11 protein-coding genes are annotated in these 13178 nt (G+C 61.3%); 10 read left to right on the top strand and 1 reads right to left on the bottom strand.

All coding sequences use genetic code 11. The features are described from left to right. The first annotated feature begins 158 nt into the window (after positions 1 to 158). The 5 genes from ftsH to LPW39_RS02500 all read left to right on the top strand — a co-directional run bounded on the left by ftsH (position 159) and on the right by LPW39_RS02500 (position 6635). Positions 159 to 2081, top strand: coding sequence for an ATP-dependent zinc metalloprotease FtsH (gene ftsH, locus LPW39_RS02520; protein ID WP_230771068.1), 1923 nt, complete (start codon positions 159 to 161; stop codon positions 2079 to 2081). A gap of 66 nt (positions 2082 to 2147) precedes the next feature. Continuing rightward, on the top strand, positions 2148 to 3005 hold the full coding sequence (folP, locus tag LPW39_RS02515) for a dihydropteroate synthase (RefSeq protein WP_407928775.1): 858 nt from the start codon (positions 2148 to 2150) through the stop codon (positions 3003 to 3005). A 107-nt stretch (positions 3006 to 3112) separates the two neighbouring features. Further along, positions 3113 to 4447 carry a phosphoglucosamine mutase gene (gene glmM / locus LPW39_RS02510; RefSeq protein ID WP_230771066.1) on the top strand — a complete coding sequence of 445 codons (1335 nt, stop codon included), beginning with the start codon at positions 3113 to 3115 and terminating at the stop codon, positions 4445 to 4447. Between the two features lie 188 nt (positions 4448 to 4635). Next, positions 4636 to 5466 carry a GNAT family N-acetyltransferase gene (locus LPW39_RS02505; protein ID WP_230771064.1) on the top strand — a complete coding sequence of 277 codons (831 nt, stop codon included), beginning with the start codon at positions 4636 to 4638 and terminating at the stop codon, positions 5464 to 5466. Between the two features lie 194 nt (positions 5467 to 5660). Continuing rightward, positions 5661 to 6635, top strand: coding sequence for a 2-hydroxyacid dehydrogenase (locus tag LPW39_RS02500; protein WP_330166585.1), 975 nt, complete (start codon positions 5661 to 5663; stop codon positions 6633 to 6635). Between the two features lie 46 nt (positions 6636 to 6681). On the opposite strand, the gene LPW39_RS02495 is transcribed toward LPW39_RS02500, so the two are convergent. Beyond that, entirely contained in the window at positions 6682 to 8202 is a 1521-nt protein-coding gene (locus tag LPW39_RS02495; protein WP_330166584.1) for a Ppx/GppA phosphatase family protein, read from the bottom strand. A 411-nt stretch (positions 8203 to 8613) separates the two neighbouring features. Here LPW39_RS02495 and pstS point away from each other — a divergent pair, with 411 nt between their 5' ends. The 5 genes from pstS (at position 8614) to phoU (ending at position 13169) form a co-directional block, all read left to right on the top strand. After that, positions 8614 to 9651 (top strand): phosphate ABC transporter substrate-binding protein PstS, encoded by a 1038-nt coding sequence (gene pstS, locus LPW39_RS02490; RefSeq protein WP_230771060.1) that lies wholly within the window; start codon positions 8614 to 8616, stop codon positions 9649 to 9651. Between the two features lie 113 nt (positions 9652 to 9764). Continuing rightward, positions 9765 to 10736, top strand: a complete 972-nt coding sequence (pstC, locus tag LPW39_RS02485; RefSeq protein WP_230771058.1) for a phosphate ABC transporter permease subunit PstC — start codon at positions 9765 to 9767, stop codon at positions 10734 to 10736. Continuing rightward, positions 10733 to 11614, top strand: coding sequence for a phosphate ABC transporter permease PstA (gene pstA, locus LPW39_RS02480; RefSeq protein ID WP_230771057.1), 882 nt, complete (start codon positions 10733 to 10735; stop codon positions 11612 to 11614). The genes pstC and pstA overlap by 4 nt, the downstream gene beginning before the upstream one ends. A gap of 19 nt (positions 11615 to 11633) precedes the next feature. Continuing rightward, positions 11634 to 12425: a phosphate ABC transporter ATP-binding protein PstB gene (gene pstB / locus LPW39_RS02475; protein WP_230771055.1), complete on the top strand. Its 792-nt coding sequence runs from the start codon at positions 11634 to 11636 to the stop codon at positions 12423 to 12425. 42 nt (positions 12426 to 12467) lie between these two features. Beyond that, on the top strand, positions 12468 to 13169 hold the full coding sequence (gene phoU, locus LPW39_RS02470) for a phosphate signaling complex protein PhoU (protein WP_230771053.1): 702 nt from the start codon (positions 12468 to 12470) through the stop codon (positions 13167 to 13169). Positions 13170 to 13178 lie beyond the last annotated feature (9 nt).

Raw genomic sequence — 13178 nt, 5'->3', positions numbered from 1 at the left:
TTTGAAGCCGCTTAAACACTGAGACAATAGGCTTACTGAGCATTCCTGCGTGCCACCAAGGGGAAAGCGCAAGCCATTACCCTTGAAAGTCCTAAAATAGTGCATATCTGACATAGCAGATTCTGTGTCTTTCCTGATTTCCTACTACTGGAGCCCCCTTGAACAATCAGTGGTTTTCTAAGATCGCCGTATGGCTTGTCATTGCCATGGTGCTGTTCACCGTGTTCAAGCAATTGGACAACCGTTCAGGCGCCAGCGCGAACAAGATCCCGTATTCCGAGTTTTTGCAAGACGTCCGCAATGGCCGCATCAAGACCGCGACCCTGCAGGAAAGCCCTGCCGGCACGGTGATTACGGCGACCACGGGCGACGATCGCAAGCTCCAGACCACCGCTACCTACATGGACCGTGGCCTGATTGGCGACCTGATCAACAACAACGTCAAGTTTGACGTGAAGGAGCGCGAAGAAGGCTCCCTGCTGATGAGCCTGCTGATCAGCTGGGGCCCGATGCTGCTGCTGATCGGCGTCTGGGTCTACTTCATGCGCCAGATGCAGGGCGGCGGCAAGGGAGGTGCGTTCAGCTTTGGCAAGTCCAAGGCGCGCATGCTCGACGAAAACAACAACAGCGTCACCTTTGCCGATGTGGCCGGTTGCGACGAGGCCAAGGAAGAAGTCAAGGAGGTCGTCGACTTCCTGAAGGACCCGAACAAGTTCCAGAAGCTGGGCGGCCGTATCCCCCGTGGTCTGCTGCTGGTCGGCCCTCCTGGTACCGGTAAGACCCTGCTGGCCAAGTCCATTGCCGGCGAAGCCAAGGTGCCTTTCTTCTCGATCTCCGGCTCCGACTTCGTCGAAATGTTCGTTGGCGTGGGTGCTGCCCGTGTGCGCGACATGTTCGAGAACGCCAAGAAGAATGCGCCCTGCATCATCTTCATTGATGAAATCGACGCCGTCGGCCGCCAGCGTGGCGCCGGCATGGGTGGTGGCAATGACGAGCGCGAGCAGACCTTGAACCAGATGCTGGTCGAGATGGATGGTTTCGAGACCAATATGGGCGTGATCGTGGTGGCTGCCACCAACCGTCCTGACATCCTTGATGCCGCCTTGCTGCGTCCCGGCCGTTTTGACCGCCAGGTTTACGTGACCTTGCCGGATGTGCGTGGCCGCGAACAGATCCTGAACGTGCACATGCGCAAGATCCCCGTGGGCCAGGATGTGAACCCCAACATCATCGCCCGTGGCACGCCCGGCATGTCCGGTGCCGATCTGGCCAACCTCTGCAACGAAGCTGCGCTGATGGCTGCCCGCCGCAATGCACGCACGGTGGAGATGCAGGACTTTGAAAAGGCCAAGGACAAGATCTTCATGGGCCCAGAGCGCAAGTCTGCGGTGATGGATCCCGAAGAGCTGAAGAACACCGCCTACCACGAAGCCGGCCATGCGCTGATCGGCAAGCTGCTGCCCAAGTGCGATCCCGTGCACAAGGTCACCATCGTGCCGCGAGGCCGTGCGCTGGGTGTGACCTTCACCCTGCCTGAGAAGGACCGCTACGGCTACGACAAGGAATGGGCGCTGAGCCGAATCGCCATGCTGTTTGGCGGCCGGATTGCCGAAGAGGTCTTCATGAACCAGATGACCACTGGCGCATCGGACGACTTCAACAAGGCAACCCAGCTGGCACGTGACATGGTCACCCGCTACGGCATGACCGATGCGCTGGGCCCGATGGTCTATGCGGAGCAGGAGGGCGAGCCCTTCCTGGGCCGTTCGATGAGCAAGCCAAGCAATATCAGCGAAGAGACGATGCAGAAGGTGGACGCCGAAGTGCGCCGCATCATCGACGAGCAGTACAGCCTGGCGCGTCGCCTGATCGAAGAGCACAGCGACAAGATGCATGCGATGGCCAAGGCCATGCTGGAATGGGAAACCATCGATGCCGAGCAGCTCGATGACATCATGGCTGGCAAGGCGCCCCGTCCTCCGAAGGACTGGACGCCACGCAACCCCCCGTCGAGCAGCAATGACGGCGGCGCAGGCGGCAACCCCACCGTGGTGACGGAGCCTGCACACAACGCCGTCTGATCGCGATAGACAGCACCGAAAAGCGCTCTTGCCGAGCGCTTTTTTCTTTGAGACAAGGACCTCCTGATGCGCCACTGGCAAACCACCCGCTTTCGTATTGACCTGACCCAGCCGCAGGTGATGGGCATCGTCAATGTCACGCCGGATTCGTTCTCCGACGGCGGCAGCCACGAGGGCGTCTCTGCCGCGATGATCCATGCGGAAACGCTGCTGGCCGAAGGCGCACACATTCTGGACATCGGCGGTGAATCCACCCGCCCTGGCAGCCCTGCGGTGCCGCTGGAGGAGGAGCTGCGCCGCGTGCTGCCGGTGGTGAAGGCGGCAGTAGCGCTGCAGGTGCCCATCTCCGTCGATACCTACAAGCCCGAGGTGATGCAGGCCGTGCTGGACCTGGGTGCCGACATCATCAACGACATCTGGGCGCTGCGCCAGCCGGGCGCGCAGGCCGTGGTAGCCAGCCACCCGCAATGCGGCGTCTGCCTGATGCACATGCATGCCACCCCCCAGACCATGCACCAGCAGCATATGGGGGCTGAGGGTGATGTGGCAGCCGAGGTGCTGGACTTCCTGCAGACCCATACCCGCAGCCTGGAGGCACTGGGGGTGCAGGCCGATCGCATTGTGTGGGATGCCGGCACCGGCTTTGGCAAAAGTCTGGGCCAGAACTTTGCGTTGCTGCAACAGCAGCCGCGCCTGGCAGCGGCCGGCTACCCGCTGCTGGCGGGCTGGTCGCGCAAGGGCTCGCTGGGCAAGGTAACAGGGCGCGCCGTGGGTGAGCGTATGCCTGCCAGCATTGCAGCGGCGCTGCTGTCGGTCGAGCATGGCGCAGCTGTTGTGCGCGTGCACGATGTGCGCGAAACCTGCGATGCACTGGCCGTGCTGCAGGCCATGCGCGCGGCGCAAACTTTGGATACGCAGGGCTGACGCGGTTTGCGGCTGACACAGTTGGCCAAGCGCTACACTGCGGTAGCGCCATGCACCGCCGATGGCGCTTATGACTTTCTCCCAGGCCCCAGACAACGAAGAACACTATGGCACGACAGTATTTTGGAACCGATGGCATCCGTGGCACGGTAGGCAAGCCACCGATCACCCCTGACTTTGTGCTGCGCCTGGGCCATGCCGTGGGCCGGGTGCTGCGCCGCGAGCAGGAGCGTCCCACCGTGTTGATCGGCAAGGACACCCGCATCTCGGGCTATATGCTTGAAAGCGCGCTGGAGTCGGGTCTCAACTCTGCCGGTGTTGATGTAGTGCTGCTGGGTCCCTTGCCGACCCCGGGCGTGGCCTACCTCACGCGTGCGCAGCGCGCCAGCCTGGGCGTCGTCATCAGTGCCAGCCACAACCCCTTTGACGACAACGGCATCAAGTTCTTCAACGCCGAGGGTGCCAAGCTGCCTGACAGCTGGGAAGAGTCGGTGGAAGCGGCGCTGATGGAGGGCTTTGACTGGGTGCCATCCGTAGCACTGGGCAAGGCACGCCGCTTGGATGATGCGCCTGGCCGCTATATCGAGTTCTGCAAGAGCACCTTTGACCACCGGCTGACCCTGCGCGGTCTCAAGATCGTGGTAGATGCGGCACACGGCGCGGCCTACCATATTGCGCCCAAGGTGTTCCATGAACTGGGTGCCGAGGTCATCACCATTGGCTGCAACCCCGATGGCCTCAACATCAACCAGGATGTGGGTGCCACCCACCCCGATGCGCTGGTGCGCTCGGTGCGCTCCAATGGCGCCGATCTAGGAGTAGCGCTCGATGGCGATGCCGACCGGCTCCAGCTGGTCGATGCCAAGGGGCGGCTGTACAACGGCGACGAGCTGCTCTACCTGATGGCCATGGACCGTCTGCGCCGGGGCAAGAAGGTACCGGGTGTCGTGGGCACCTTGATGACAAATCTTGCGGTCGAGGCAGCGCTGCAAAAGCAAGGTGTGGAGCTGGTGCGTGCCAAGGTGGGTGACCGCTATGTGCTCGAAGAACTGCAGCGCCGCAACTGGGTGCTGGGTGGAGAGAGTTCAGGCCATCTGCTGGCGCTGGACAAGCACACCACCGGCGACGGCCTGGTCAGCGCATTGCAGGTGCTGCAGGCCTGTGTGAGCCGCAACCAGAGTGTGGCCGAGCAGCTCGATGGCGTGCGCCTGTGCCCCCAGGTGCTGCTCAATGTGCGCTTGCAGCCTGGGCAGGACTGGCGCCGCAACACCCGGCTGGCTGAGCTGGAGCGCAGCATCACGGCCGATTTTGCTGGCCAGGGCCGGGTGCTGATTCGTGCCAGTGGCACTGAGCCGCTGCTGCGGGTAATGGTCGAGGCCTTTGACGGGGCCCAGGCGAGCCGCTGTGCCGAGCAACTGGCCGAGGTGGCCCGCCAATCCTGAACCCTGCTAGACGAACGCTGGAGTGGCGTGAAATTGTGATATTTTTAATAAAGGTGTAATGCGCTGAACATCTTGCTGTCATGTGTGGATATGACACTGAAGTTGCTCTGTATCAGCCCGTAAGCAGGCGGGGCCGCACAGCGGTCTGGCAGCATCGGAGGGCGGCAGGGCGCTACAGGAGCTCTGCCATGCACAACAAACACAGCTTTTTCAGCGCATCCGAGACCGCCATTGTTACGCCCTCGGCGCAGAAACAGCAGGCGACCCTGCCTGCACCCGCTGCGGCGGTCAACCCCCTGGATATTGAGGTCTCCTGGGCCTGCCACCTCGACGAGGTGCGCGAAGCCCAGCGCCTGCGCCACCAGATTTTTGCCGGCGAAATGGGCGCCCAGCTGCAAACCAGCCTGGAAGGCCATGATGTCGACGGCTTTGATGACTACTGCGAGCACCTGCTGGTGCGCCAGGGTCAGAGCAAGCAGGTGATCGGTACCTACCGTCTGCTGACGCCCGCCCAGGCACTGCGCGCCGGCCGCACCTATTCTGACGGAGAGTTTGACCTCAGCGCTATTGATGCATTGCGCCCGCGCATGGTGGAGCTGGGTCGCAGCTGCGTGCATCCGGACTACCGCCAGGGCGGCGTGATCATGGCGCTGTGGGGCGCGCTGGCCAGCTTCATGCTGCGCAACAAGCTCGATGTGATGATGGGCTGCGCCAGCATTCCGATGTGGCACAACGGCATTGTCAGTGGCGACGCCGCTGCCAGCATCTGGCGCCAGCTGCTGGCCAAGGGCCAGATTTCCGAGGAATACAGCGTGGTGCCGCACCTGCCGTTGCCGCTGGAGCAGCTCAATGACCAGGTGGATGTCGAGCCACCCGCGCTGATCAAGGGCTATCTGCGCGTCGGTACCGAAGTGATCGGTGCGCCGGCCTGGGATCCGGACTTCAACACCGCCGATCTGCCCATGCTGATGCAGCTGGACCGCCTGCCGCCACGCTACCGCAAGCATTTTCTGGGTTGATGGCGAAAGCCGCTTGCCGGCGCCCAGCGCCCCCTCCGATGGACGCCCGGCGCAAGTGACGGTTCACCTCTCGGGTCCATTCCAAGGCGGCAACGTAGGCATACAGATGGGATTCATATAGGCCTAGTGGAAAGTCCTCATAATCAAAACACTGCTGGTGGTACAGGCAGTGTTTTTTGCTATCCAAAGGACTTATGGTGAGCTCTCTCTCGCAATCCCCACAATCGCCGATTAACTTGCTGGTATTCAATCCCATGGCTGAGCCGCTGCTCGACCAGATCCGTGCGCATGCCCACGTGGTGTATGCGCCAACGCCCGAACTGCGTGCCAGCGCCGTGGCTTCGCACGGCAGCCAGGCACAGGCGGTGCTGACCATCGGCTCGATTGGCCTCACGGCCGAAGAGATTGCCCAGATGCCCCAACTGTGCCTGGCCTGCACCTTGGGGGCGGGCTACGAAGGGCTGGCGCTGGACGCGCTGCGCGCACGAGGCATTGTGCTGGCAACTGGGGCGGGCACCAATGACACCAGCGTGGCCGACCACAGCTTTGGTCTGATCCTGGCGTCCATGCGCAATTTCCGTACCTTGGACCAGCAAGCCCGTGCCGGTGTGGACCGCTATAGCCTGGCCCATCCGCCCAGCGTGTCGGGCAAGAAGCTGGGGATTCTGGGCCTGGGCCATATCGGGCTGAAGATCGCCAGGCGTGCCGAAGGTTTTGACATGCCGGTGGGCTACCACAACCGCCAGCCCAAGGCAGGGGTGGCCCACCGCTATTTTGAGTCGCTCCAGGCGCTGGCCAGTTGGGCAGATATCCTCGTCTGCGCCACGCCGGGTGGTCCGGGCACCAAGCACCTGGTCAATGCCCAGATTCTGCAGGCGCTGGGGCCCCAGGGCTACCTGATCAACATCGCGCGCGGCTCGGTGGTGGATACGCAGGCGCTGGCTGCCGCGTTGAAGGACGGCACCATCGCTGGCGCTGGTATTGATGTGTACGAGAGCGAGCCGCATCGCCCTGAGCCGCTGATCGACCTGCCCAACATCATCATCACGCCCCATGTGGCTGGCTGGTCGCCCGAGGCGACCCAGGCAAGCCTGGAGCAGTTCATCGGTAACCTGACCGGAGTGTTCTCTGGCAAAGGCGCTGTGGCGCCTGTGGATCTGGGTGTTTGAGCCGCAAAAACACCCGTGCCGCTGCCTGCCTGGGTGAAAAGCGCATTTATTTGGCGGCGGTGCTCAGCGCCTGCTTGAACTGGAAGGCATAGGGCGTCTTCTGCCAGGCCAGCACTTCCTCCTCCAGCAGGTAGGCCGATTGCGGGAACTGCTCGGCCCAGCCGGGTGCGACCTTGAGTGACCATTTTTCGGTTTTGTCGCGCAGGCAGATCTGGTCCAGCGCCGGATCGCGGCGCGCATGGCACAGCAGGGTGGCCAGGCGCAGGCAAAGCAGTTCCAGCGCAAAATCACGGTCCTCCAAGAAGCTATCCACCTTGCGCAGCTTGCCGCGCTGCGCCAGTACCAGGGCTGCCAGGTGGGACAGCTCCGTTTGGGTAAAGCCTGGTACATCACTGTGGCCCAGCACATAGGCGCCGTGGTGGTGGTGGTCGGTGTGGGAGATGAGGCAGCCGATCTCATGGAGCTGGCTGGCCCAGTCCAGCATCGAGGACTGCAGCGTGGCCGGCTCGGTCGCCCCGGCGTAGCGGCGTGCCTGCTCGTACAGGGTCGCCGCAGTGCGCTGCACGCGGCCTGCCTGCGTGCGATCCACCTGGTAGCGCTCCTTGAGTGCGGCCATTGTGCGGTGGCGAATATCGCTGAATTCCTCGTGCTGCACCATATCGCGCAGCAGGCCCTGGCGCAGCGCGCCGCTGGCGATGCGCAGCTCCTTGATCTGCAGCAGGTCAAACACCGCGCAGAGCACGGTCACGCCGCCACCAATCACCGCGCGGCGTTCTTCCTTGAGGCCCTCAAGGCGCAGCTGGCTGGCGTTGCCGGCGGCCAGCAATTGCTCGCAGAGCCAGTAGAGCTGCTCGCGGGTCACCACATCGGGCTGGCCGCCATGCAAGGCCAGCACATCGGCAATCGCGTTGGCGGTGCCTGAGGTGCCATAGGCGCAGTCCCAGCTGCCGGGCACAAAATGGTGGGCTGCTTCTTCCATCACCGCCTGGGCGGCGATCTGGGCCGTTTTCAGCGCAGATTTGCTGAATTCACCCTGGGGGAAATAGCGCAGCGACCAGGCCACGCTGCCGACCGGGAAGGAAGCCACGCGCTGCGAGGTATAGCGCTGGCCCAGGATCAGCTCGGTGGAGCGGCCGCCGATATCGACCACCAGGCGGCGCTCGTCCGACGGGGGCAGCGAGTGGGCCGCGCCCTGGTAGATCAGGCGCGCTTCTTCGGGCCCGGAGATGATGCTGATCGGGTAGCCCAGAATCTGGTTGGCGCGCTGGATGAAGACATCGCTGTTGCGCGCCTCCCGCAAGGTTTGGGTGGCGACAGCGCGCACATGGGCGGCGGGAAAGCCTTTCAGGCGTTCGGCAAAGCGTGCCAGGCAGTCCCAGCCGCGCTGCATCGCGTCGGCGGTCAGCAGGCCTTGCTCATCGAGGCCGGCGCCCTGGCGCACCATCTCCTTGAAATATTGCACGCGTTCAACATGGCCAGCGGCATAGCGGCCAACTTCCAGGCGGAAACTATTGGATCCCAAATCCACCGCGGCAAGCAAGGTGCCATCAAGCATAAGTGTCGTCATCTATCGGTTCTGCAGTCGAGGCAGGCAGCATAGCACCAGAGGGCACTCCGCAAAGCTCCCTGCCGTGGTCTGAACGTGGTCTCGGGCGATTCGCTGCGTTGTCTTTCTTGTCAATAGCGCACTATTGGCTGCAAAAGACGCCTTGCGTCTCATCCCGATCCGCAGTCATCCCATGCGCAAAGGGCTTTGCAGCGGATCCCTCAGCGCTGTGAAGTACGTCCGCTGTACGGCGGCATGCTGACAAAACTTAAAAGTAAGTCTTTCGCGTGAATCTAATATGACAATCCTGTGCGGCGTTGTTGTGTGACATCGACCCCCGTACGAGGCAAATATGATGAAAAATGTCATATCAATGTCATATACCTTTTTTACAGTTCACTCCATTGCGTTTCATCACCAACAGGAGTTTTCATGAAAGTGTCCGCGATTCGAGTGCTGGTTGCCGGTCTGGTTGCCGCCGGTGCGTTTGCCCAGGTTCACGCCCAAGAGGCGACCGGTGCCGGCGCAAGCTTCCCAGCGCCACTGTATTCCAAGTGGGCTGCTGACTACAACAAGGCGACGGGCGTCAAGATTAACTACCAGTCGGTGGGTTCGAGCGCAGGCATCAAGCAGATCGATGCCAAGACGGTGGACTTCGGTGCCTCTGACATGCCTTTGAAGGACGAGGAGCTGGCACAAAAGGGTCTGGTGCAGTTCCCTACCGTGATCGGCGGCATTGTGCCTGTGGTCAACATCAAGGGCATTGCGCCCGGTCAGCTCAAGCTCAACGGCCAGGTGCTGGGCGACATCTACCTGGGCAAGATCACCAAGTGGAATGACCCAGCGATCACCGCGCTGAACCCAGGCGTGGCTCTGCCAGACGCCACCATCGCTCCAGTGCGCCGTGCTGACGGCTCGGGCACGACCTTCGGCTTCACCAACTATCTCTCCAAGGTCAACACCGAGTGGAAGGAAAAAGTAGGTGAAGGCGCTGCTGTGAACTGGCCTACTGGTGCAGGTGGCAAGGGCAACGAAGGCGTGGCCGCTTATGTGGGTCGCCTGCCCAACTCCATCGGCTACGTGGAATACGCCTACGTCAAGCAAAACAAGATGGTGTTTGCCCAGCTGCAAAACGCCGACGGCCACTTTGTCAGCCCAGAAAGCGCCAACTTCAAGGCCGCTGCTGCCGGTGCTGACTGGAACAAGAGCTTCTACCAGATCCTGAACAACCAGCCTGGCAAGGATGCATGGCCCATCACCTCGGCAACCTTCATCCTGATGCGCAAGCTGCAGGAAAAGCCAGCCCAGGGCACCACCTCGCTGAAGTTCTTCGAGTGGGCTTACACCTCTGGTGACGGCACCGCTGACGGCCTCGATTACGTGCCAATGCCTGCCAGCGTCAAGGACATCATCTACAAGTCCTGGGGCGAGATCAAGGACGGCAGCGGCAAGGCTGTGTTCGCCAAGTAAGTCGAAAAATGATGGGCCGCTCGGGTAGCGGCCCTTTTCCACACTGAATGGAATCAATCGTGTCGACATCCTTTCCTGTTCAAAACAAAACGGTTGCCGCCGGCAAAGCGCAGATGCAATCCAGCCAACCGCCAACGCGCAAGCCTTGGCTCTCCAACTCCGTCGCTGACGGCTTTTTTGCGTTGCTGGCCCGCGGTGCCGCAGTGCTGACCCTGACCCTGCTGTTGGCCATCATGGGTTCGCTGATCGTCGGCGCCTGGCCTGCCATCCGTGAATACGGCATCGGATTTTTCTTCAACAGCGAATGGGATCCTGTCCAGAACCGTTATGGCGGTCTGGTGATGATCTATGGCACCTTGGCCACGTCGTTCATCGCCATGTTGATTGCAGTGCCTGTCAGCTTTGGCATCGCGCTGTTCCTGACCGAACTCTCGCCCGTCTGGCTCAAGCGCCCGCTGGGAACCGCCGTGGAACTGCTCGCTGCGGTGCCGTCCATCGTTTACGGTATGTGGGGTTTGATGGTCTTTGGCCCCTTGCTGGCCACCTATGTGCAGCAGCCGCTGCAGAACCTGTTTCAAGGCGTTCCTTACCTGGAAGCCTTCTTCTCCGGCCCTCCCGTCGGTATCGGTATTTTCTCGGCTGGCGTGATCCTGGCCATCATGGTGATCCCCTTCATCGCATCGGTGATGCGTGATGTGTTCGAAGTCACCCCCGCGCTGCTCAAGGAATCGGCTTACGGCCTGGGTTCCACCACCTGGGAAGTGATGTGGAAAGTGGTGCTGCCTTACACCAAGACCGGTGTTTTCGGTGGCGTGATGCTGGGCCTGGGCCGCGCACTGGGCGAGACCATGGCCGTCACCTTCGTGATCGGTAACATGAACCAGCTCAACTCGCTGTCCATCTTTGAAGCGGCCAACAGCATTACCTCGGCGCTGGCCAATGAGTTCGCAGAAGCGGGCGAAGGTCTGCACCAGGCATCGCTGATCTACCTGGGCCTGGCCCTGTTTTTCATCACGTTCATCGTCCTGGCCTGCTCCAAATTCATGCTGAGCCGGCTGCAAAAGAATGAAGGAGCCCGTTCATGACCACGGGAGAGAGCTTGATTCAAGCATCCGATCTGGCCAGCCAGCGCGCTGCCAAGTACCGCGCACGCAACCGCGTCAACAAGGTCGCGATTGCCCTGTCCCTTGCAGCCATGGCTTTCGGCGTGTTCTGGCTGATCTGGATTCTGTGGGAAACCCTGCGACTGGGTGTGGGTGGTCTGAGCGTGGCCCTGCTCACCCAGATGACCCCTGCGCCCAATGAAATTGGCGGTATCGCCAACGCCATCTGGGGCTCGCTGGTCATGGTAACCCTGGCCACCTTCGTGGGCACCCCCATCGGTGTGATGGCCGGTATCTACCTGGCCGAGTACAACAAGACCGGCTGGCTCGCTTCGGTGACCCGCTTTGTGAACGACATTCTGCTGTCGGCTCCGTCGATCGTGATTGGCCTTTTCGTCTACTCGATGATCGTGATCCGCTTCAAGAGTTTCTCGGGTTATGCAGGTGTGGTTGCGCTGGCGCTGATCGTGATTCCCGTGGTCATCCGTACTACCGAGAACATGCTGATCCTCGTGCCATCGAGCCTGCGTGAAGCTGCCTATGCGCTGGGTACGCCCAAGTGGAAGGTCATCAGCATGGTGACCTTGCGTGCAGCCCGCGCAGGGGTGATCACCGGTGTGCTGCTGGCCGTGGCCCGTATCGCCGGCGAAACCGCACCGCTGCTGTTCACTGCTCTGAACAACCAGTTCTGGAACACCGATCTGTCCAAGCCGATGGCGAGCCTGCCGGTCACCATCTTCAAGTTTGCGATGAGCCCTTATGAAAACTGGCAGCAACTGGCCTGGGCAGGGGTCTTCCTGATCACGCTGGCCGTGCTGGGTCTGAACATTCTTGCGCGCAGCATGGCGCGCCAAAAATAAGCATTCACAGGTGAACCCTATGTTGACGAAAACCAATGCGGCAAATGCCAGTGCACTGAACTCCAAGATCTCGGTGCGGGACCTGAACTTCTACTACGGCAAGTTCCACGCGCTCAAGAACATCAATCTGGAAATCCCGGAAAACAAGGTCACCGCTTTCATCGGCCCATCGGGCTGCGGCAAGTCGACCTTGCTGCGCACCTTCAACCGCATGTTCGAGCTCTATCCCGAGCAGCGCGCTGAGGGTCATATCGGTCTGGACGGTGAGAACCTGCTGACCAGCAAGCAGGACGTGGCGCTGATCCGCGCCAAGGTCGGCATGGTCTTCCAAAAGCCCACCCCTTTCCCGATGTCCATCTACGACAACATCGCCTTTGGCGTAAAGCTGTTTGAAGACCTGAGCAAGAGCGACATGGAAGAGCGCGTGGAGTGGGCGCTGCGCAAGGCCGCACTGTGGACCGAAGTCAAGGACAAGCTGGGCCAAAGCGGCTCGGGCCTCTCTGGTGGTCAGCAGCAACGTCTGTGCATTGCCCGCGGTATCGCGATCAAGCCCGAAGTGCTGCTGCTCGACGAGCCTTGCTCAGCACTGGACCCCATCTCCACGGCCAAGATCGAAGAGCTGATCGCCGAGCTCAAGGACGACTACACCGTGGTGATCGTGACCCACAACATGCAGCAGGCTGCCCGCTGCAGCGACTTCACCGCCTACATGTACCTGGGCAGCCTGATGGAGTTCGGTGCCACCGAACAGATGTTCTTCAAGCCCCAGCGCAAAGAGACCGAAGACTACATCACCGGTCGTTTCGGTTAAGCCGCGTGGTCACGCCAACTCCTACAACGAAAAGAGCCTGATATGACAGAAAAGCATCTCTCATCGCAGTTCGACAGCGAGCTCAACAGCATCTCCTCCCGGGTGATGGAACTCGGGGGCCTGGTCGAATCTCAGATCCAGCAGGCCATCTACGCGCTGTCGCAGTTCAGCACCGAGGCCGTGGCGCGGGTGGAAGAGCAGGAAAAGCGCGTCAACCAGATGGAAGTGGACATCGACTACGAACTGTCGACGATCATTGCGCGCCGCCAGCCCACGGCCCGCGACCTGCGCCTGCTGATCGCATTCTCCAAGGCCACCGCCAATCTGGAGCGCATGGGTGACGAGGCCCACAAGATGGCCCGCATGGTCGGCTCCATCATCGACAGCGGCGCAGCACGCTCGCTGCCCACCTCGGACCTGCGTGTGGCCGCCGAGCTCGCCTCGGGCCTGCTGCGCAAGACCCTGGACGCCTTTGCCCGCCTGGACACCACCGCTGCCGTGTCCATCCTCAAGGAAGACGACCTGATCGATGCCGAGTTCGACGGTTTTGTGCGCAAACTGATCACCTACATGATGGAAGATCCCCGCAAGATCTCGCCCAGCCTGGATCTGTTGTTCCTGGCCAAGGCCATTGAGCGCATCGGCGACCACTCGAAGAACGTTGCCGAGCTCATCATCTACCTGGTCAAGGGTATCGATGTGCGCCACACCACGATGGACGAAATTGAATCGAGTGTTTTGTAAAGCCTGAGT

The sequence above is a fragment of the Comamonas koreensis genome (genome assembly GCF_021026195.1).
Taxonomy (GTDB): domain Bacteria; phylum Pseudomonadota; class Gammaproteobacteria; order Burkholderiales; family Burkholderiaceae_C; genus Comamonas; species Comamonas koreensis.
The sequence above is the reverse complement of the archived record's forward strand: the minus strand, read 5'-3'. Positions and strand labels throughout refer to the sequence as shown.